Source organism: Dehalococcoides mccartyi 195, assembly GCF_000011905.1.
Taxonomy (GTDB): Bacteria; Chloroflexota; Dehalococcoidia; order Dehalococcoidales; family Dehalococcoidaceae; genus Dehalococcoides; species Dehalococcoides mccartyi.
The window spans coordinates 1080160-1100805 of sequence record NC_002936.3 but is presented as its reverse complement, the minus strand read 5'-3'; the positions used below and the strand labels follow the sequence as shown (position 1 = coordinate 1100805).

Here is a 20646-nt window from a genome sequence, read left to right as displayed (position 1 = left end):
TTTCCTAACTGCCGCTTTTACCCTGACGGTATTCATTCAGCGGCAAGACCGTTATCTGGCGGTTGCCGTTGGCTAAGGCTTCCACTGCGGCTTTAGCGGTATCCATAGAGGTAAAGCAAGGCACTTTGCGTTCGGCAGCTGCCCGGCGGATATAAAAGCCGTCCCTAAGGGGTACCCGGCCGCCGGTCATGGTATTTATCACCCCGCAGACGGTGCCGTTTCGGATAATATCCACAATATTGGGGTGGCCTTCATCCAGTTTTTTGCTTATCTGTTTAACGGTTATACCGGCGGCGGTCATCATGGCGGCAGTGCCTTCGGTGGCGTAGAAATTGTATCCCAGCCCGTGCAGGGTGCGGATAAGGGGCAAGGCTTCAGCCTTGTCACGGTCAGCTACGCTAAAAAGAAGAGTGCCTTTTTCGGGCAGCATTATAGAGGCCGCCTGAAGGGTTTTTACCAGGGCTTTATTAAAGGTGTGGTCTACCCCCATGACTTCGCCGGTGGATTTCATTTCCGGCCCAAGGTAGGTATCTACCCCCACCAGTTTTGCCATGGAGAAAACCGGGGCTTTTATGGCAACCAAATCCGTATGGGGCATAATCCCGTTTTGATAGCCCTGCTCTTTAATAGTTTTGCCCAGCATCACGTTCACCGCTATATCTACCATGGGCACTCCTGTAACCTTTGAAAGGAAGGGTACGGTGCGTGAACCTCTGGGGTTTACTTCCAGTATATAGACTATATTGTCTCCCCCCTCGGGGTCTTTGGAAACTACAAACTGGATATTCATCAGCCCGCGTACGTTCAGGGCTTTGCCTATGCGTATGGTATAGTCTGAAATGGTGGCCAGGTCATGGGCATTCAGGTTCTGGGTGGGATAGACTGCCATAGAGTCCCCGCTGTGGACGCCGGCCCGTTCAATATGCTCCATAACGCCGGGGATAAACACGGTTTCCCCGTCTGCAATGGCGTCAACTTCCACTTCCTTGCCCACCAGATATTTGTCTATCAAAATGGGGTGTCCGGTATTCAGCTCTATGGCGGCGCTCATATAACGTATCAGGTCAGATGCGTCACTGACTATTTCCATCGCCCGTCCTCCCAGTACGTAACTTGGGCGGACTACTACCGGGTAGCCAATGCTTTCAGCTATGCTCAGGGCTTCGTCCAGAGTGGTTATGCCGGCACCCGGCGCCTGGGGTATGCCCATTTCCGAAAGCAGCCGTTCAAAGCGGCGGCGGTCTTCGGCTAAATCTATAGCTTCGGCTGATGAGCCGATAATGGGGTTGCCGCTGCGGGTAAGGGGTGAGGCCAGATTTATAGCTGTCTGCCCGCCGAACTGGACAATGCTGGGGGTGGATTCGGGGGCGGAAATGTTTTCATTTTCCAGTATATCCCGGACACTCTCTTCGTCCAGAGATTCAAAATAAAGGCGGTTTGAGGTATCAAAATCTGTAGACACCGTTTCGGGGTTGGAGTTTATCATAATGCTCTGCAAGCCTGCCTTTTCCAAAGCCCAGGCGGCATGCACCGAGCAATAGTCAAACTCTATACCCTGACCTATGCGGATAGGGCCTGAACCTATAACTACGGCCTTTTTAATATTCTCAGGCAGAGCCTCATTTTCTTCGTCATAAGTGGAGTAGAAGTAAGGGGTGGCGGCATCAAATTCGGCGGCACAGGTGTCTACCATTTTAAACACCGGTTTTATATTCCACTCCAGGCGCATCTGGCGTATCTGTTCGGCTAGTTTGCCTGACAGGGTGGCGATTTCTTCATCAGAAAAACCCAGTTTTTTGGCTTGAAGCATCAGCTCCGGGGTCAGGTTTTCCTTAAGCAGGCGTTTTTCCATATCGGTAATGTTTTTAAGTTTGTATAAAAACCAGTTGTCTATCTTTGTTTTTTCGTGGATAGCTTCGGGTGTATGCCCGCGGCGCAGAGCGGCCAGTATTGCCCATAAACGGGTATCATGGGCGTGCAGGGGGTAGGTGGAAAGGTTATCTCCCATTATCCAGCTTCGGTCTTCCCAGAGTATGGTTTTCTTGCCGAACTCCAGAGAGCGGATAGATTTGTGGATAGCCGCTTCAAAGCTGCGGTCAATGGCCATTACTTCGCCGGTGGCTTTCATCTGGGTGCCAAGTCCGCGGTCACCGAGTGCAAACTTGTCAAAGGGGAAGCGGGGGATTTTGGCTACTATATAGTCTACCGCCGGCTCAAAGCAGGCCAGAGTCTTGCCAGTAACCGCGTTTGGTATTTCGTCCAGCCGTTTGCCAATGGCTATCTTGGATGCCACTCTGGCAATGGGGTAGCCGGTAGCCTTGCTGGCCAGGGCTGATGAACGGGATACTCTGGGATTAACCTCAATTACATAATATTCATTGCCGTTCGGGTTTAGAGAAAGCTGTACGTTACAGCCGCCCTCAATACCCAGCGCCCGTATTATCTTGATGGAAGCGGTGCGCAGCATCTGGGATTCTTTGTTGGTAAGGGTTTGCACCGGGACAACTACAATGCTGTCTCCGGTATGGACTCCCATGGGGTCAAAATTTTCCATGTTGCATATGGTAATGCAGTTGTCCGCCCCGTCACGCATTACTTCGTATTCAATTTCTTTCCAGCCGGCAACCGATTTTTCTACCAGTATCTGGTGGATGGGTGAGGCATTCAGTCCCGTTTGAGCTACCTCCTCTACCTCCTCCCAGTTATTGGCAAAACCGCCGCCTGTGCCGCCTAAGGTATACGCCGGGCGTATTACCACCGGCAGGCCTATTTCGCGGGCAACTTTAAGTGCGTCTTCGGCGGTGGTTACTGTCTCCGAAGGGGGGACAGGTTCGCCTATTTTGGCCAGCAGTTCTTTAAAAAGTTCGCGGTCTTCGGCGGTGCGGATGGTATTTATGGGAGTGCCCAAGGAACGTACATTGTACTTGGCAAGCACGCCCGCATCTGCCAGGTCTACCGCCAGGTTAAGCCCGGTCTGCCCGCCCAAAGTAGGCAGCAAACCGTCAGGCCGTTCTTTTTCAATGATTTTGGTTATAGATTCAACAGTCAGGGGTTCAATATATACCCTGTCCGCAACATTTTCGTCAGTCATAATAGTAGCCGGGTTGGAGTTTACCAGTATGGATTCCACTCCTTCTTCGCGCATGGCTTTGCAGGCCTGGGTACCGGCGTAATCAAATTCGGCAGCCTGGCCGATGATAATCGGGCCGGAGCCGATAATAAGAACTTTTTTGGGTTTATTCATCACTTCGCATATTCCTTTTTGCTTTCTCAACTAATCCATCTCTGAGTGGTGTCAGCTACTTTTTGGTTTGTTTTATCATTTCCACAAACTGTTTGAACAGGTAGGTGGAATCCATCGGTCCGGGTGAAGCTTCGGAGTGGTACTGTATGGAGAACACCGGCAGTTCGCGGTGGCGAAGCCCTTCCACCGTGCCGTCATTCAGGTTTATGTGGCTGACCTCCAGCCCTTCTTTCAGGGTGGCGGGGTCAAGGGAGTAGCCGTGATTTTGCGAGGTTATATATACCCGACCGCTGGCAAGGTCTTTAACCGGGTGGTTTCCGCCCCGGTGGCCGAACTTCAGCTTGAATGTTTTAGCCCCGAAGGCTTTGCCTATCAGCTGGTTTCCCAGACAGATGCCCATGACCGGGTATTTTTCACAGGCGTATCTGACTGTATTTACCAGATAGTCCAGCAGTTCCGGGTTGCCGGGGCCGGGTGAAAGAAGCACCCCGTCTGGATTAAGGGCATCTATGTCTTGCGGGCTGGCAGTGCAGGGCAAAACAGTTACTTTGCAGCCGTGGGATTTCAGCTGGTTAAGTATAGAGTACTTAAGCCCGCAGTCCAGCACCGCTATATGAAACCCGGCAAAAGAGGGTTTTTCCTTTTGCCATTCGTAGGCTGAAGGAGTGCTTATCTTGCGTACAAAGTCAATCTGCCCGTAGTCAGGTGCGCTGCGGATAGTTTTAAGGGCTTCTTCAGGGGTTTTGGTAGTGGTTATCATGCCCCTCATTACCCCGGCAGAGCGCAGCTTACGGGTAATGGCGCGGGTATCTATGCCGCTTATGCCGGGTATGCCGGATTCTTCCAGAAAGGAGTGAATGGTTTGGTTATTCTGGTAGTGGTTTGGCAGCAGGCATTCCTCATGTACCCCAAAGGCGGTTGCCCTGATGCAGGCGGATTCATTATCAAAGGGGTTTACCCCGTAGTTGCCGATAAGAGGGTAAGTGGGGACAATAATCTGGCCGGTATACGAAGGGTCAGTCAGCATTTCCTGATATCCGTTCATGCTGGTATTAAAGACCACTTCGCCTATGGCTTCAGTTTCCGCCCCGAAGCTTTTGCCGCTGAATACTGTTCCGTCCTCCAGTACCAGGTATGCTGTATTTGTCATTTAATCTATCCTTCTCACTTTCTAAACTGGCAAGTCTGTTATTCCCGGTATGCTATCCGGCCGCAGGCAATGGTGGTTTTTACCCTGCCTTTCAGCCTGCGTCCCTCAAGGGGAGTATTTTTGCCCTTGGAGAAGAATCTGGCGGTATCCACCGTCCATTCTTCGTCAGGGTCAAATATAACCACATCTGCACTGGAGCCTGGTTTCAAATTGCCGATGTTTTTGTGTTTTTCACCCAGTACCTGCCGGGGGCCGGCGGTCAGCTTTTCTATAAGCAGGCTTAGGCTGATAGAGCCTGAGTGTACCAGCCCCATCAGGCTGGCAAATGCGGTTTCCAGCCCCGAAATGCCGTTTGCGGCCAGACCGAATTCACACAGTTTGTCATTGGCAGTGTGGGGGGCATGGTCTGTGGCAATGGCATCTATAGTGCCGTCTTTCAGCCCTTTTATTAATGCCTCAATATCACTCTGGGTGCGAAGCGGCGGGTTGACTTTGGCATTTGTGTTGTAGCCGCTTACTTCAGCTTCGGTCAGGGTCAGGTGGTGGGGGGTAACCTCCGCGCTTACCTGTATGCCTGCGGCTTTGGCTCTGCGTACCAGTTCCACCGAACCGGCCGTACTGATATGGCAAAGGTGCAGCTGCCCGCCGCTTTCTTTGGCCAGGGCAATATCCCGGCTCAGGGCAATTTCTTCAGCGGCATCAGGTATGCCCTTTAATCCCAAACGGCAGGCTAAAAGACCTTCGTTCATTACCCCGCCTTCCGCCAGGCACGGCTCTTCGCAGTGCTCCATAACGGGCAGGCCAAAAGTGCGGCTGTAAAGCAGGGCATGGAGGAGCATGGAGCTGTTTGACACGTAGTCACCGTCATCTGAAAAACCGGCCACTCCTGCTTCGGCCAGCTCTCCCATGGGGGAAAGCTCCTGTCCTTTGCGCCCTTTGGTAATGGCGGCTATGGGCAGCACCCGTATGGGCGAAACCTTGGCGGCGGTGTTTCTAACAAAGTCTATCACCGGCAGATTATCCGCTGCGGGATTGGTATTAGGCATGGGGCAGATGGTAGTGAACCCTCCGGCTGCGGCGGCCTTGCAGCCGCTTTCAATAGTCTCTTTGCCTTCAAAACCCGGCTCACGCAGGTGTACGTGCAGGTCTATAAAACCGGGGCAAACCACTTTGCCTTCGGCATCTATAACTTCATCAGCTTTATCTGAAGGTATATTACTGTTTATTCCGGCAACCAGCCCGTTTTCCAGCAGCAGGTCTGCCACTTTATCTGTGCCTCCGGCAGGGTCTATGATGCGCCCGTTTTTAATCAGTATTTTCATATCTATATTTCCTTGCTTCCGCTGCACAGGTAAAAGAGGGCCATGCGGATGGCTACCCCGTTTTTTACCTGTTCGTTTATGACAGACTGCTCTCCGTGCACCACAGATTGCGAAAGTTCTATATCTTCATTTACCGGGCCGGGGTGCATCACCAGCGCATCCGGTTTAGCCAGTTTGAGTATTTCTGCATTCAGCTGAAAGTACTGGGCGTATTCCCGTATTCCCGGCAGAAGCCCGCTTTGCTGGCGTTCACGCTGAAGACGCAGCCCCATTACCACGTCAGCCCCGCTGACTGCCTGTTTTATATCTGTTTTTACCGTTACTTCGGGGAATATTTGGCTGTCGGTATTTAAGCCCTCCGGCAGCAGGGTATAGGGGGCGCACAGGGTGATTTCAGCCCCCATTTTGCTTAGCCCCCAGATATTGGAGTGGGCTACCCGGCTGTGTTTTATATCCCCTATCAGGGTTATTTTCAGCCCTTCCAGGGCTGGTTTGTGCCTTAGTATGGTAAATATATCCAGCAGGGCCTGGCTGGGGTGGGCATGCCAGCCGTCACCGGCGTTTATAATGTTTGCCCGGCAGTGGTTTGCCGCCAGATAAGGCGCTCCTGACAGGGGGTGGCGCATAACTACCATATCCGCCCCCAGTGCTTCCAGTGTATCCAGCGTATCCAGCAGGCTTTCCCCCTTGGAAACGCTGCTCTGGGAGACATTCAGGTTTAATACATCAGCAGATAAACTTTTGGCCGCCAGCTCAAATGATGAACGGGTGCGGGTGGAGGGTTCGTAAAAGAGGGTGGCTATAGTCTTGCCTTTCAGGGCCGGCACTTTCTTTACCGGGCGGGATAAAATATCCAGCATGACGCCGGCTGTCTGCATAACCATGTCCAGTTCTTCGCGGCTGAAGTTATCTAAATCCAGCACATGGCGGTGTTTCCAGCCCTGTACCTCGGAAAGCAGGGTTTCAGTTTCTGCGGGGGTTTTGGGGGTGTTCGTCATGTTTATACCTCACCTGCTTCATTATCCAGTATAAGTATTTCGTCCCGTCCGTCTGTTTCGGTCAGGCGTACTTTTATCTTCTCGTCACGTGAGCTGGGTATATTCTTGCCTATATAATCCGCCCGTACCGGCAGTTCGCGGTGGCCTCTGTCTACCAGCACTGCCAGCTGGATAGCTTTGGGGCGTCCGTAATCTATCAGGGCATCCATAGCCGCCCGGGTGGAACGCCCGGTAAAGAGGACGTCATCTACCAGTACCACTATTTTGTTGTTTATGCTGAAAGGTATGTCAGTATTTTTGATGGTGGGGTGGAAACGCTGGGAATCAAGGTCATCACGGTAGAGTGAAAAGTCCAGTGTCCCCACCGGTATTTCCAGCCCTTCAAAGCGGAGGATATTTTCGGCCAGGCGGTTTGCCAGAGGTACGCCCCGGGTATACATGCCGATAATAACAAGGTCACGGCTGGAATGGTTTCTTTCCAGTATTTCATGGGCAATACGGGCCAGAGTGCGGCGGATATCTTCGGCGCCCAGTATTACTTTTTGTGCCATAAAAAAACCTCTTACCAACATTTGCCGGCAAGAGGTCAAAAGACACTTCTTTGTCTAAAATCCCTTACCGGCCTCTCAGGACCAGCTTAAAGGTAACCCTGTATTTAATTTACTGCTAGTATTATATCACCCCCGGTCAAGACGGGCAAATTTATTTTCAGCTTATAAAAAATATTTAAACAGCAAAAATAGTTTATCTTCAGGTTTGGGCCAGACTGCGGGCGAAATGACCTTGGGGTGATAATAATGCTATAATACCCCTGTTTCATGCAAGACATACTTACAGGGCTAAACCCCGCTCAAAAACAGGCCGTTGAAGCCGTGGAAGGGCCGGTGCTTATACTGGCCGGTCCGGGCAGCGGTAAAACCAGGGTTATTACCCACCGGATTGCCTACCTGATTAAAGTAGTAGGTATAAACCCCCACCGCATTATGGCTGTTACCTTTACCAACAAGGCCGCCCGTGAAATGGAGACTCGCTTAAACCTGCTGGCTCCCTCAGCGGCGGGACGCCTGACTATGGGCACTTTTCACGCTATCTGCGCCCGCATACTCAGGCAGGACGGTCTGCCTTTAGGTGTGCCGGCTGACTTTGTAATATATGATGATGATGACCAGCAAAGCCTTATCAAGCAGGCTATGGCCGAGCTTGAGCTGGACCCCAAGCGTTATCCGCCCGCTTCCATCAGAAATGCCATTAGCCAGGCCAAAAGCCAGCTGGTGCTTCCGGCGTATTACTTTGAAAAAGGCCGGAGCTATTTTGAAGAGGTGGTAGGCAGGGTTTACGAACTCTACGAAAAACGCCTTAAGCAGAACAAGGCGTTGGATTTTGATGACCTGCTGCTGAAGGTTGTTCAGCTGTTTAAGCAGCACCCTGAGGTGCTGGCCAGATATCAGGAACGTTATCTGCATGTAATGGTAGATGAGTTTCAGGATACCAATCTGGTTCAGTATGAGCTGGTAAAGATGCTGTCTGCCAAGTATAAAAATATTTGTGTGGTGGGTGACCCTGACCAGTCCATTTATTCGTGGCGTTCGGCAGACCTGAGAAATGTCTTTAATTTTGAGACAGATAATCCGGGTGCCAAAGTGATTTTGCTGGAGCAGAATTACCGCTCCACCAAAAATATTCTGGAAGCGGCTTCGTGTGTAATTGCCCCGAACAGCGGGCGTAAACCTATCAGTTTGTGGACTGAAAACGAATCCGGCCAGCCTATAGCAGTAGTTGAAACCTTTAACGAGCAGGAAGAAGCCCAGTTTGTGGTTTCTGAAATTGAGAAACTGACCCGGTATGAAAAGTTCAGCCCCGGTGATATAGCTATTCTTTACCGTACCAATGCCCAGTCACGGGCTCTGGAAGAGGCATTTATCCGTTATGGCATGCCTTACCGTCTGGTTTCCGGCACCCGCTTTTACCAGCGGCGTGAGGTTAAAGATATTGTAGCTTATCTGCGTTTGCTGCAAAACCCTCAGGATAGCGTCAGCCTCCAGAGGGTTATAAACATACCCACCCGCGGAATAGGGGCTAAAACCCTTTCAGATTTGGGCCAGTTTGCCAGAGAGCAGGATATCAGCCTGTATGAATCACTTGTAAATTTATCAGATGAAAATACCCCCAAACCGCCCATACCCAGCCGGGGCTTAAAACCCCTGACTGACTTCGGTCTTTTACTGAAGTCACTGGTGGCGGATGCCCGTAATCTGCCCCTTTTAAACCTGCTGGACAGGCTGCTTGAGGGTATAAATTACCGTGAATTCCTGTTTGCCTCCGAAGACGGGGAGGAGCGCTGGGATAATATACTTGAACTGCGGACAGTTGCTCAGCAGTATCAGGAAATAGTCCCGCCCGAAGGGCTCTCGGTTTTTCTGGAAAGCGTGGCCCTGGTATCAGATTTAGACAGCCTTGAGGAAGGTGTTTCGGCTGTTACCCTTATCACCCTGCATCAGGCCAAAGGGCTGGAATACCCGGTGGTTTTCATGGTGGGTATGGAAGAGGGTGTCCTGCCGCACAGCCGTTCGTTTGATGACCCCGCCCAGATGCAGGAAGAACGCCGCCTGTGTTATGTGGGTGTAACCCGTGCCCGCAAGCGGCTTTACCTGGTGCGGGCTTTCCGCCGCTCCCTTATGGGGCAGAGCAATGTAAACGAACCCTCACGTTATCTTAAGGATATACCCCAGAGTATCACCAAAGGCCGTGAAAAACAGCCCTTGTCCGAGCAGCATACTGCCGCTTCGGCAGTTTCACCCGTTATCAAACAGCATCTGCAAAGTGCGGGCATGTCCATTAAGTCAGCGTCTCCTCCCGCCCCCAAACTGCTGGAACTGGAAGCGGGTGACAGGGTGCTGCACCCCCAGTTTGGCGAAGGGATTGTAACCAGTATCAACCGGGTGAAAAATGATGCCGAGGTTATGATATCTTTCCATTCGGTAGGCATGAAACGCCTGATGCTCAGCTTTGCCCGCCTGACCAAACTGGAAAACTAGGCAGTTTCTCCGCCTGTTTCACCTTCACCTATTTACCAAACCCCGCTTAGAGTTTAGAATTAAATATATTTTCTAAGAAAGAAAGTATTTTATGCCTATAAAACTGCTGGACAAGGCAACTATTGCCCGCATAGCCGCCGGAGAGGTCATTGAAAGGCCGTCTTCCGTGGTCAAAGAGCTGCTGGAAAACTCTCTTGATGCCGGGGCTAAACGGGTGGATGTTGTTATCCGCGAAGGCGGCATTGGCTATATAGAAGTAAGTGATGACGGGTGCGGCATAGTTTTTTCGGAAGTTTTGCTGGCCTTTGAACGCCATGCCACCAGCAAGCTTTCCAGCTTTGAAGATATTTATGCTATCTCCAGTCTGGGTTTCAGGGGTGAAGCCCTGCCCAGTATTGCGGCGGTGGCAGATTTGGAAATGCTGACGGCTGCCCGAACTGAAGAAAGCGGCACTTATTTGTCTTTGTCCGGCGGCGAAATGGTTAAGCATACCCGTATGGCACGTTCACCAGGTACTACTATAAAGCTCACCCGCCTTTTCAGCCGGGTGCCTGCCCGCCTGAAATTCCTTAAAACCCCCCAGCATGAAGCCTCCAAAGTGTCGGAAGTGGTGCTGAGCTATGCTTTGGCTTACCCTGAGGTCAAGTTTACTCTGAGCATTGACGGGCGGAATACCTTAAATACCCCCGGCAACGGCAAACTGCGGGATGCCGTGCTGGAAATATACGGAAACGACGTTGCAAGTAAAATGCTGGATTTGGAAACAGACTCTTACCGTTCATCTGCCATAAATATCAGCGGTCTGGTAAGCCCGCCTGAAATCAGCCGTTCCAACCGTAATTCCCTCCATTTCTTTGTTAACCGCCGCCTTATCCAGAGCAGGGCTTTGCAAAAAGCGGCAGAACAGGCCTACAGCGGCTTGCTTATGGTGGGGCGTTACCCTCTGGGGGTTATAAATATATGGCTGGATGGGGCGCTGGTAGATGTAAATATTCACCCCACCAAGGCAGAAGTTAAATTTTCAGATGAAAGTGCCGTTTTTACCGCTGTCCAGCGGGCAGTCCGTTCGGTACTGGTGGAGAAGCCACCCACTCCTCATATAGCCGAAGAAGCGTCTGTTTACCGGCAGGAATCTGCCAGACAAGAGCCAATCTGGGGTGAGACTCCAAAACCCGCCGGTACTGTCCAGCAGTATTTTTCGCCTGTTATCCAGAGTGCTAAAACATCGGTTTTGCCGCTGCTGCGGCTGGTGGGGCAGATAGGCGGCCTTTACCTGCTGGCCGAAGGGCCGGATGGGCTTTACATAATAGACCAGCACGCCGCCCATGAGCGTATCCGTTATGAAGAAATTGCCTCACAAACCCCCTCTGAAAATGCGCGCCAGAGCCTTCTTGATCCGTTTATACTGGAACTAAACCCGGTGCAGGAAGCCATGATTGAAAAATGCAAATCAGAGCTGGATTTAATGGGTTTTGAAATAGAAGAATTCGGCCGCAGAGTCTACCGTGTGCAATCAATTCCGGCCGGTTTTACCGCACCCCAGGCCAAAGCCCTTCTTTCAGAGCTTGTTGATAATCCCAAAGATGCCCCGGCAGAGATAAAGGAACGTTTACAGCGGCTGATGGCTTGCCATACCGCAGTTCGGGCAGGACAGGTGCTTAACGAGGCGGAGATGCGTGAACTGCTGCTGAAACTGGAGAAAACCGCTGTACCCGGCCACTGCCCTCACGGGCGTCCCACTATTGTAAAAATAGACTTTTGCCAGCTTGAAAAAGACTTCAAGCGTACTTAGTCGGTATCTGCCAGCGGCTCTTGGGGGCAGTCTTCCTCAGGGGTATTCCGTTCAAGTATTTCCTGCAGGGGTTTTTCCAGCAGTACCCCCGGCTGGATAAGCTCCCAGCGTACCATGCCGTCTTCTATAAGCTGGCGGATTTTCTTTTCGGAATCTGTCAGCTGGCAGTGCTTGCCGGTTTTTACTTCCACAATAACTATCTCACGGGGATTGCCCTGTGCCAGTCCCGGAAAGACTATAAGGTCTATGGGGCTGCCCAGAAAACGGGCTTCGGTGGGGTCATATTTAAACTCGGGCAGGTAAGGGGTTAACTGTTCGGCAAAGCGGCCACCCAGAGTGGCACGGCTTTGGGCAACAGACTGTTTTTGCACCCGCTCCATATCTTTCTGCCAGAGGATTACCGCCGCATCCTGCCAGCGTTTAAACCGCTTTTCAAAAGACCAGCGCATATAATAATAAACCGCAAAAATGGAAAGTATGGCGGTAATAACTACAATAAGGGCTATGATTAGGGGAGTATCCATACTTTAAAACCTTTCTAGGCGGGTTTTAACTGCTGCCGTGTTTGGTCAGGGGCAGACCCTGGCGGCAAAGCGGGCAATCCTCCGGTTTGTAAGTAGTGGTGGCTGAACGCAGACAGCTGAAAACAGGGGCGTTAAACTGCAGAGCGGTATCAGAGCGGTCTACCAGTACGCCTATGCCTGCCACTTCACCCCCGGCTTTTTTAACCGCAGCCAGCACCTCGCGGACAGATTTGCCGGTGGTTAATATATCATCTACCACCAGCACTTTGGCTCCCGGTTTTATTACGAAACCCCGCCGGAAACCGCGCTCGCTGTCGGCAATTTTTTCGGCAAAAACACATTTCAGCCCCATCTGGCGGGCTATTTCATGGGCTAAAACTATACCCCCGGTGGTAGGGCCGGCTACCAGTTCTATCCCTTTGTCTTTGTAATGCTCGGCTATCATGCCGCAAAGCTGCTGGTTATATTCCGGGTTTTCAATGATTCTGAATTTTTCCCAGTAAATGGGGGAGTGCAGTCCCGAAGTCAACAGAAAATGACCCTTCAGTATTGCTCCGGTCTTTTCAAAGAGTGTTTCTACGTCTTCCATAACTAATCCCGTTTCATTATGAGCAAAATAGGCAAAACAGACAAGAAGTGAAATTCACCCAGAGGCCAGACTGATACCCAGGCCTTGCCCACAATATCTTCCCTGGCCACAAAAAACCCGTAACGGGAGTCAAGACTGACTACCCGGTTGTCTCCCATTACATAGTACTGCCCTTCCGGCACATAAACCTTGGTGGTGGGGAAAGCTTTGGGATAAACAACATACGGCTCGGATAAGGGTTGGTCATTTATATAGACTGTACCGTCTTCTTTTACTTCTACCGAGTCACCCGGCAGCCCGATAATCCTCTTTATAAAGTCATTTTCATAAGAATACTGTTCCGGAGGGGGGAAAACTATAATATCGCCCCGCTGGGGTTCTCCGAACAGGTATGCAAGCTTATTTACCAGCAGGCGCTGTTCGTCTTTGAGGGTGGGGTCCATGCTGCTTCCGTCTACAATAGAGTAGGACAGGGTGACTTTTGATATTCCGAAGATAACCAAAGCTACCAGGATTATACCGGCTAGTTCCATCAGGAGGCTTTTCAAGTTTGCAGCATTCATCTGGGGCAAATTATACAACCTTTCTGATATTCATTCTACAAAAAATCCATCCAATTTTTTAAAACGCTGCTAACTTCTTTTTGGTTGGGGCGTTATATTATTTGAATATCAAGGAGGTAAGGATGGACAAAAAAATATTATTGCCTATAGTAAGCGGGTTACTGGTAGTTTCACTAGCCGGAGGCGTAGTGGGTTGTGCTGCCAGCACTACTGATGAAACAGATACAACGGACAGCCCCGGTGTTATCTGGAGCCAGCAGAATACTGGTGTCTGGGTAAACGGCAGCGGTGAGGTAGTTGTAAGCCCTGATGTAGCCATTTTGACCCTGGGGGTAGAGAGCATGGGTGCCAGTATTGATGCCGCCCAGGCCCAGGCCGCCCAGGCTATGAACGCCATTATAAACTCTCTCAAAGCCAACGGAGTGCTGGAAACCGATATCAAGACCAGCAGCTACTATATCTCTCCTGTTACCGAATGGGTTGATAACAGATCGACTATTGTAGGTTACAGGGTAAGCAATCAGGCTGAGGTAAAAATCCGCCAGATTGCTCAGACCGGCAGTATTCTGGATGAGGCCGTCAGGGCTGGCGGAGATGACAGCCGGGTAAACGGGCTGTATTTCTCAATAGATGACCCCTCTGCCGCTTATGAGCAGGCCCGCACTTTGGCTATTCAGGATGCCAAGGCCAGAGCCGAACAGATGGCTTCGGTAGCAGGTATATCTTTGGGTAAACTTATCTACATCACCGAAACCAGCAACTATATACCCCGCTGGGATTACTCCAAAGATACAGGTATGGTAAGCTCTGCTCCTGAAATTACCCCCATTAGTTCAGGGGAAACCACCGTAACGGTAACTGTCCAGGCTGTTTACAGTATAAAATAAACCCGGAATATCCAAGTCTAGCTGATTCGGAGCCGCTTTTTAAAAGCGGCTCCGGCTTTTTATATACGTATTACCCTGATATATAGTAAATCATTAAAACCAGTGCGGGTTTGCAAAAAATGAAGATTTGATGCTAGAATGCCAGCGCTATGAAATATATGTCTCAGGCTTTGTCGCTTGCCAAGCTGGCTATAGGTCAGGTCAGTCCTAACCCGGCGGTGGGGGCTGTCATTGTAAAAAACGGCGAAGTGGTCGGTCAGGGCTTTACCCAGCCGCCCGGCGGTGACCACGCTGAGATAGTAGCTTTGAAGCAGGCTGCCGAAAAGGCCAAAGGGGCTGCTTTATATGTGACTTTAGAGCCGTGCTGCCACCAGGGGCGGACCCCGCCCTGCACTGTGGCTATTATAGAATCAGGCATCAAAGAGGTTTATATTGCCACCCTGGATGATAATCCCTTAGTTTCCGGCAAGGGCAAGAAAGAGCTGGAAGATGCCGGTATAAAGGTTCATCTGGGCATGATGGAGCGTGAAGCCCGCCAGATGAATGAAGCCTATTTCAAGTATATTACCACCGGCATGCCCTTTGTGACTGCCAAATACGCCATGAGCCTTGACGGCAAAACGGGTACCCGCACCGGTGATTCCAAGTGGATTTCCAACGAGGAATCCCGTCATTTTGCCCATTATATCCGCCATATATCAGATGTGATTATGGCCGGGCTTAATACTATCCTCAAAGATGACCCCCACCTGACAGCCAGAGTAAACTGCGGGCGGGGCGGTACTTCACATTGCCAGCCCACCAGAGTAATTATTGATGATAACGGCCGGGCACCTTTGAGTTCCAACGTTTTTCATGTTCCCGGCAATACCATTGTAGCTGTAGCCAAAGGGCTTACCCCCGAAGAGAAACAGGCGTATGATGAGGTCGGGGCAAAAGTGGTGGAAATGCCGGATGAACGGGGGCTGGTAGACTTAAAATCCCTGCTGCGTTATCTGGGGCAAAACGGGGTAACCAGTGTGCTGGTAGAGGGCGGCGGCATTGTGCTGGGTTCGCTTTTTGACCTTAAACTGGTGGACAAGGTTTTGGTATTTGTCGCCCCCATAATAATAGGCGGCAAGGACGCTAAAATACCGGTTGCGGGTTTGGGGGCGGAGCTGATTACAGACTCAGCCAAGCTTCGGGATATTACCACTACCGCATTCGGACAGGACGTGTTGATTTCCGGTTACGTTATTAAGGAGTAACCGTGTTTACAGGCATAGTTGAGGAACTTGGCTTTTTAAAAGCCCGAAACCCCGCTTATTTGCACATTGGGGCAAAGCTGGTGCTGGAATCACTGAAAGTGGGTGACAGCATAGCGGTCAATGGCGTCTGTCTGACAGTTACCAGTTTTGACAGTTCTTCTTTTCATGCGGATATCATGCCCGAAACCCTGCGTCTTTCCAATCTGGGCAAACTGTCTTCTGATTCACCTCTAAATCTGGAACGGGCACTTACTCTAAACAGCCGAATGGGCGGGCATCTGGTGCAGGGGCACGTAGACGGCACTGCCAGGTTAGTTTCCTCCGTACCTGACGGCAGCGCCCGCCTGCTTACCTTTGAAACAGACCAAGACCTTACCCGTTATATGGTTCATAAGGGATTTGTGGCGGTCAACGGGGTCAGTTTAACTATTACAGATTTACAGGCAAAGCGTTTTTCCATTTCGCTGGTGAACCTGAGCGGCAAATCAACTAATCTGGGTCTGCTAAAGCCGGGGGATACGGTAAACATAGAAACTGATATAATAGGTAAATACGTGGAGAAACTGTGCCGGACAGAACGGGGCATAAGCCCGGAGTTTCTGGCCGAAAACGGTTTTTAAGCTATTTTAGTTTTTCAGGGGGAGTATATTTTATGCCTAATGCCCGTGTTGAAGATGCTATTGCAGATATAAAGGCCGGCCGTTTTGTTATTGTAGTAGATGACTATGACCGCGAAAATGAAGGTGATTTGGTCATGGCCTCTGAAATGGTCACGCCTGATGCCATAAATTTCATGGCAAAAAATGCCCGCGGCCTTATTTGTGTTTCACTCACTGCCGAAAGGCTTGAACAGCTGAAAATACCTATGATGGTTACGGAAAATACCTCGCCTTACAGCACCGGGTTCACCGTTTCGGTGGAAGCCCGTAAAAAAGTTACTACCGGTATTTCAGCGGCTGACCGGGCGGCTACAGTGCAGGTTTTGATAGACCCGGCGGCTACCCGTGAAGATATTGCCATGCCCGGACATATGTTCCCCCTGCGCGCCCGCGAAGGCGGGGTGCTGGTACGGGCGGGGCATACCGAAGCCTCTATGGATTTAACCCGGATGGCCGGGCTGTACCCTTCCGGTGTACTTTGCGAGATTATGAATGATGACGGCACTATGGCCCGTCTGCCCCAGCTTGAAGCGAAAGCCGCCGAATGGGCTATAAAGATAATAAGCGTTAAGGACATAATTTCCTACCGCCGCCGTACCGAAAAAATGGTTAAAAAGATAACCGAAGCCGAACTGCCTACTTCTCACGGACAGTTTAAAGCGGTTGCCTATAAAAGCCAGTTTGATGCTGACGAACACATTGCTCTGGTAATGGGAGATATCTCCGGCCCGGAGCCGGTTTTGGTCAGGGTACACAGCGAATGTATCACCGGTGATGTCTTTGGCAGCAAGCGCTGTGATTGCGGTGAGCAGCTGGATATGGCGCTTAATCAAATAGCCAAAGCCGGGCGGGGAGTGCTGCTTTATATGCGGCAGGAAGGCCGCGGCATAGGCCTGCATAACAAGCTGTGCGCATATGCCCTGCAGGACAAGGGTTTGGATACGGTTGAGGCTAACATTGAACTTGGTTTTGCACCTGACCTGCGTGAATACGGTATAGGTGCTCAGATACTGGTAGATTTGGGCTTAAGTAAAATCCGGATGATGACCAATAACCCCAAAAAGGTGGTAGGTCTGGAGGGTTACGGTATTCAGGTAGTTGAGACCGTGCCTATTATAGTTGAACCTAACAGTTTTAACCGCCATTATCTGGAAACCAAACAGAAAAAAATGGGCCATCTGTTAAACGTAGACAAAACAAACTAAGAGATACATCTTAAGGAGTAGGCAAAATGGGTAAAGAGTTTTCAGGTGTTTTAAACGGGCAGGGTTTGAAAGTGGCTCTGGTGGTATCCCGCTTTAACGAATTTATTACTTCAAAGCTGCTGTCAGGGGCTAAAGACAGTCTGGAACGCCACGGGGTAAGTGCCGACAATACTGACGTAGCCTGGGTTCCGGGTGCTTTTGAAATTCCGCTTGTAGCTCAGAAACTGGCCAAGAGCGGCCGCTACGATGCGGTTATCTGTCTGGGGGCGGTTATCCGGGGCAGTACCCCCCATTTTGAATATGTATCCAGCGAAGTTTCCAAGGGTATTGCCAGAGTAGGGCTGGATGCGTCTTTGCCGGTGATATTCGGGGTTATAACCGCAGATAGCATTGAACAGGCCATTGAGCGGGCAGGCACCAAGATGGGCAACAAGGGCTTTGATGCTGCTACTCAGGCTATTGAAGTGGCCAATTTGATGAAAAACCTCGGCTAAGTAACTTTATAAACCATATCTCCCGGCCGTACCCGGTCGCAGACTCTTATGCCAACACTATCGCCGGCTTTGGCCTCGGTAAGGTTGGCATGATTTATTTGGATGGAATCTACTTCTTGCTCAAAGTCAGTGGTATGGCCTTCTATACGTATGGTATCCCCCACTTTGAGCTGGTCTATCAGGTCTATACCAGCCACCCCGGGATGGGCAAAATAATCGGAAACCGTACCTACCAGCAGTTCAGGCATTTCCTTCTCCGTTTCCGCCCTCTCGCTTTCAGTATAAAACCGCATACACCCGCAGGCAATACCCTTGCCCGAAAACCCGCTAAATGTTTTGACATGTTCTGCTTTCTTACTTATAATGGGTTAAATCTGAACGGAGGTATCACTTGGCAAACAAAGACAAGCCCTCCATGAAAAAGCACAGTGACGATATAAGCTTGGACGATATCAATAACCGTCTGGAGCTTTTTGACCAAAGGCTGGATAATATTGATTCGGTAGTTTCAGCAGTGGTTGAACGGGTGATGAGCCAGCCGATAACTATATCCACTACTTGCCCCCACTGCGGCAAGAATTTGGATATTGCTCTGGTAGGCAACCGCAGACCCACTGTATCCAAGTAGTTTTTCCTGCATCACTTTTCATTATCATGTTATGGGAGGTATGTACATATGCAAATGACAGGTACGCTCAGTCAGTTCCGTTATGATGTCTTTAAGCGGCGTAGTGCTTTAAATATATGGGCTAAAATCGGCCTTACTCTGGCGGCTGCGGGGTTGATTGCCCTGTCCGCCCAGATAAAACTGCCCCTGCCGTGGACTCCCATACCTGTTACACTGCATACTTTTGCCATCTTGCTTTCAGCTGTTTTGCTGGGCAGGTGGTGGGGTGGTGCGGCTGTTGCCATATACGCAGCGGCCGGTTGGGCTGGTATGCCTGTTTTCAACGGCTGGAGTGCCGGTGTAACCGCAACTGCCGGTTATCTGGTGGGATTCGTTTGCCTGTCTCTTTTCCTGGGATATTTTGCTGACAGGTATATCCGGGCGCGCAGCTTTACCACCATGTTCGGCCTGATGCTATTTGCAAACTTTGCCCTGGTATATATACCCGGTCTTTTCTGGCTTAACTACTGGCTGTCATCTGTCGTCGGTCAGCCGGTCAGCTTTACTGCTTTGCTGTCTATGGGGCTGGTGCCTTTTATTGCCGGGGATATCATCAAGATAGGTGTTGCCGCCCTTATTGTAAAGGGTGTCACCCCTAAAAAGGCTTTCGGCAATGAACTGGATGCCCATAAAATGGCGGGTTGGAATATCTTCTAAGTCTTATTTGACGCTAAGGTGCTAAGCTAGTAAAATATGTGTCTCTTGGGCGGTTAGCTCAGTTGGTTAGAGCGCAGCGTTGACATCGCTGAGGTCAGTGGTTCGACCCCACTACCGCCCACCATTCTTTAAACGTAAACAGCCCTCATGATGTTAGTGTCATGGGGGCTGTTTTTATTGGTGGCACTAATTTGGCACTACATTCTTTCAGCTAATAACTGTTTCAGCCAAAACAGTAATGGCATGCTTACTGGTGGCGACTTGTTGTAAGCTATGGGTTGCATGGCTATAAGTATCCAGGGTTATCCGGATGAAGGCCCAGCAGGTAAGGTATGCCCATTTTATCTGACAAGTAAGGGGTTGTATGGTTTCTGCGGTAGCTTCTTTAAACTTTGACATGGGATTAGTTATTGGAATGGTAAAGCTCAAACAAGACCTGTATGAGATGCTTCCTTTCAAAGTATTCAAGGACGATGTGGTCAAGAGGCAAGGACTGGTTTCCAACATAGACGAGCCCAGTAATCATCTTTTGGAAACTGCCTTTAAGATGAGTGCGGAAATTTAGAGGATAGGATGAGGCAACTAGAGTAATGGCGTATAATATTAGTTTAATATAACCATTATGTTGACATCTTTGCCGTTAGATTTATAATTTGTTATATATCAGGATATCGGCCGTCTGAGGATGCAAATAGTTGGAATAAAATAAAGAACTTCAGAAAAAGAACGGGATTCGATATGAAAACTAGAATAAAATTACCTATTTATAAAATAATGACATTTTTCTTGAGCATATATCCAATCCTTTATGTCTTTACAGGTGTAGGAAGTGAACCCCTTATTGACATCGGGAGCTTATCTGAAACACTATCCCAAGCGTTATTGTTTTTCCCGATCATTATGTTTATCTTGGCCTGGGTGATCCTTATAATAGATGTGTTCCATAATAAGACGGTAGCAAAGAACCAAAGGGCGTTCTGGGTGTTTTTATTGATTGCCGGCCATTTTGGGGTTTTCCCTTTTTATTGGTATTTCCACATATATAAAAATTCCAAAGAGTCTGCTACGGTTGTTACGGAAGAACCAGTCAGGGCGCAGCGAGGTCTTTTTGAAGGCAAATCTGCGGGTTTTAAAATAATGCTGTTGGTGGGCGGATTATTACCTTTAGTGTTAGGTGTTATAGGCGGTATAGCCCGCATTTCCTTAAATAATGAGGGATTGTTTTATACATTTGGGATTGCCAGCTATGCTGTGGGGATAGCAATCCTAGCTCTATACATAATAGATGCCACCAGAAACAGCTTGGTTGCTTCGAATCAAAAGGGGCTGTGGATAGTTCTGCTCATACTGGTAAATGTAATTATCTTTCCTGTTTACTGGTATATGAATGTGTGGAAAGAAGCAAGCAGACTGCAGATTTAGAACCTAATAAATAAGGCAAGTAACTATCATTGATTTTCACATATAAATATTTGTAGCACTAATTTGGCACTAATGTTTAGCAAATTGATCTCTGAAAATAAGCTTGTAAAGCTAAAATCAGTGTTACCACCAGCCAAGAGTTTAGCTTTAACACTACTAAAAAGCAGGCTAGGGATATGATTCACACGCAG

Annotated in this window: 20 protein-coding genes and 1 tRNA gene; 12 read left to right on the top strand and 9 right to left on the bottom strand. The window is 49.7% G+C overall.

The genetic code is table 11. The features are described from left to right. Window positions 1–4 precede the first annotated feature (4 nt). Genes carB through pyrR form a run of 5 tightly spaced genes read right to left on the bottom strand, consistent with a single transcriptional unit; the run spans window position 5 to window position 7265 of the window. Window positions 5–3244: a carbamoyl-phosphate synthase large subunit gene (gene carB, locus DET_RS06200; protein ID WP_041223390.1), complete on the bottom strand. Its 3240-nt coding sequence runs from the start codon at window positions 3242–3244 to the stop codon at window positions 5–7. Window positions 3245–3299: 55 nt separating this feature from the next. Beyond that, the gene (gene carA / locus DET_RS06195) at window positions 3300–4394 is read right to left on the bottom strand and encodes a glutamine-hydrolyzing carbamoyl-phosphate synthase small subunit (RefSeq protein ID WP_010936891.1); all 1095 of its coding nucleotides are present in this window, start codon (window positions 4392–4394) and stop codon (window positions 3300–3302) included. Window positions 4395–4432: 38 nt separating this feature from the next. Next, window positions 4433–5716 (bottom strand): dihydroorotase, encoded by a 1284-nt coding sequence (locus tag DET_RS06190; RefSeq protein ID WP_010936890.1) that lies wholly within the window; start codon window positions 5714–5716, stop codon window positions 4433–4435. A 2-nt stretch (window positions 5717–5718) separates the two neighbouring features. Next, on the bottom strand, window positions 5719–6714 hold the full coding sequence (locus tag DET_RS06185; protein ID WP_010936889.1) for an aspartate carbamoyltransferase catalytic subunit: 996 nt from the start codon (window positions 6712–6714) through the stop codon (window positions 5719–5721). Window positions 6715–6716: 2 nt separating this feature from the next. Next, window positions 6717–7265: a bifunctional pyr operon transcriptional regulator/uracil phosphoribosyltransferase PyrR gene (pyrR, locus tag DET_RS06180; protein WP_010936888.1), complete on the bottom strand. Its 549-nt coding sequence runs from the start codon at window positions 7263–7265 to the stop codon at window positions 6717–6719. A gap of 267 nt (window positions 7266–7532) precedes the next feature. On the opposite strand from pyrR, the gene DET_RS06175 reads away from it, so the two are divergent. Then, window positions 7533–9749, top strand: a complete 2217-nt coding sequence (locus DET_RS06175; protein ID WP_010936886.1) for an ATP-dependent helicase — start codon at window positions 7533–7535, stop codon at window positions 9747–9749. Window positions 9750–9840: 91 nt separating this feature from the next. Further along, window positions 9841–11541, top strand: a complete 1701-nt coding sequence (mutL, locus tag DET_RS06170) for a DNA mismatch repair endonuclease MutL (protein ID WP_010936885.1) — start codon at window positions 9841–9843, stop codon at window positions 11539–11541. Here the strand turns inward: mutL and DET_RS06165 are convergent. From DET_RS06165 to lepB, 3 genes are read right to left on the bottom strand one after another with little or no spacing between them, the layout of a single operon-like run. Further along, window positions 11538–12065 carry a Holliday junction resolvase-like protein gene (locus tag DET_RS06165; RefSeq protein ID WP_010936884.1) on the bottom strand — a complete coding sequence of 176 codons (528 nt, stop codon included), beginning with the start codon at window positions 12063–12065 and terminating at the stop codon, window positions 11538–11540. The genes mutL and DET_RS06165 overlap by 4 nt on opposite strands. Before the next feature lie 25 nt (window positions 12066–12090). Further along, window positions 12091–12654, bottom strand: a complete 564-nt coding sequence (gene pyrE, locus DET_RS06160; protein ID WP_010936883.1) for an orotate phosphoribosyltransferase — start codon at window positions 12652–12654, stop codon at window positions 12091–12093. A gap of 2 nt (window positions 12655–12656) precedes the next feature. After that, window positions 12657–13217, bottom strand: a complete 561-nt coding sequence (gene lepB / locus DET_RS06155) for a signal peptidase I (RefSeq protein ID WP_044026244.1) — start codon at window positions 13215–13217, stop codon at window positions 12657–12659. 122 nt (window positions 13218–13339) lie between these two features. Here lepB and DET_RS06150 point away from each other — a divergent pair, with 122 nt between their 5' ends. From DET_RS06150 to ribE, 5 genes are all read left to right on the top strand, one after another. Continuing rightward, window positions 13340–14104: an SIMPL domain-containing protein gene (locus DET_RS06150; RefSeq protein ID WP_010936881.1), complete on the top strand. Its 765-nt coding sequence runs from the start codon at window positions 13340–13342 to the stop codon at window positions 14102–14104. A 149-nt stretch (window positions 14105–14253) separates the two neighbouring features. Next, window positions 14254–15351 carry a bifunctional diaminohydroxyphosphoribosylaminopyrimidine deaminase/5-amino-6-(5-phosphoribosylamino)uracil reductase RibD gene (gene ribD, locus DET_RS06145; RefSeq protein WP_010936880.1) on the top strand — a complete coding sequence of 366 codons (1098 nt, stop codon included), beginning with the start codon at window positions 14254–14256 and terminating at the stop codon, window positions 15349–15351. Window positions 15352–15353: 2 nt separating this feature from the next. Then, complete coding sequence (locus tag DET_RS06140; RefSeq protein WP_010936879.1) at window positions 15354–15971, top strand: riboflavin synthase; 618 nt, start codon at window positions 15354–15356, stop codon at window positions 15969–15971. A 32-nt stretch (window positions 15972–16003) separates the two neighbouring features. Next, window positions 16004–17215 carry a bifunctional 3,4-dihydroxy-2-butanone-4-phosphate synthase/GTP cyclohydrolase II gene (locus tag DET_RS06135; RefSeq protein WP_010936878.1) on the top strand — a complete coding sequence of 404 codons (1212 nt, stop codon included), beginning with the start codon at window positions 16004–16006 and terminating at the stop codon, window positions 17213–17215. 26 nt (window positions 17216–17241) lie between these two features. After that, window positions 17242–17709, top strand: a complete 468-nt coding sequence (ribE, locus tag DET_RS06130; protein ID WP_010936877.1) for a 6,7-dimethyl-8-ribityllumazine synthase — start codon at window positions 17242–17244, stop codon at window positions 17707–17709. Here the strand turns inward: ribE and DET_RS06125 are convergent. Further along, the gene (locus DET_RS06125; RefSeq protein ID WP_011929242.1) at window positions 17706–17957 is read right to left on the bottom strand and encodes an EF-Tu/IF-2/RF-3 family GTPase; all 252 of its coding nucleotides are present in this window, start codon (window positions 17955–17957) and stop codon (window positions 17706–17708) included. The two genes, ribE and DET_RS06125, sit on opposite strands and share 4 nt — an antisense overlap. A gap of 143 nt (window positions 17958–18100) precedes the next feature. On the opposite strand from DET_RS06125, the gene DET_RS06120 reads away from it, so the two are divergent. The 5 genes from DET_RS06120 (at window position 18101) to DET_RS06100 (ending at window position 20455) form a co-directional block, all read left to right on the top strand. Next, complete coding sequence (locus DET_RS06120) at window positions 18101–18337, top strand: hypothetical protein (protein ID WP_010936875.1); 237 nt, start codon at window positions 18101–18103, stop codon at window positions 18335–18337. A 48-nt stretch (window positions 18338–18385) separates the two neighbouring features. After that, the gene (locus DET_RS06115) at window positions 18386–19033 is read left to right on the top strand and encodes a biotin transporter BioY (protein WP_010936874.1); all 648 of its coding nucleotides are present in this window, start codon (window positions 18386–18388) and stop codon (window positions 19031–19033) included. Window positions 19034–19080: 47 nt separating this feature from the next. Beyond that, window positions 19081–19157 (top strand) — tRNA-Val (locus DET_RS06110). 240 nt (window positions 19158–19397) lie between these two features. Then, window positions 19398–19598: a hypothetical protein gene (locus DET_RS06105; protein WP_010936873.1), complete on the top strand. Its 201-nt coding sequence runs from the start codon at window positions 19398–19400 to the stop codon at window positions 19596–19598. Between the two features lie 173 nt (window positions 19599–19771). Beyond that, window positions 19772–20455: a hypothetical protein gene (locus tag DET_RS06100; RefSeq protein WP_010936872.1), complete on the top strand. Its 684-nt coding sequence runs from the start codon at window positions 19772–19774 to the stop codon at window positions 20453–20455. Window positions 20456–20646 lie beyond the last annotated feature (191 nt).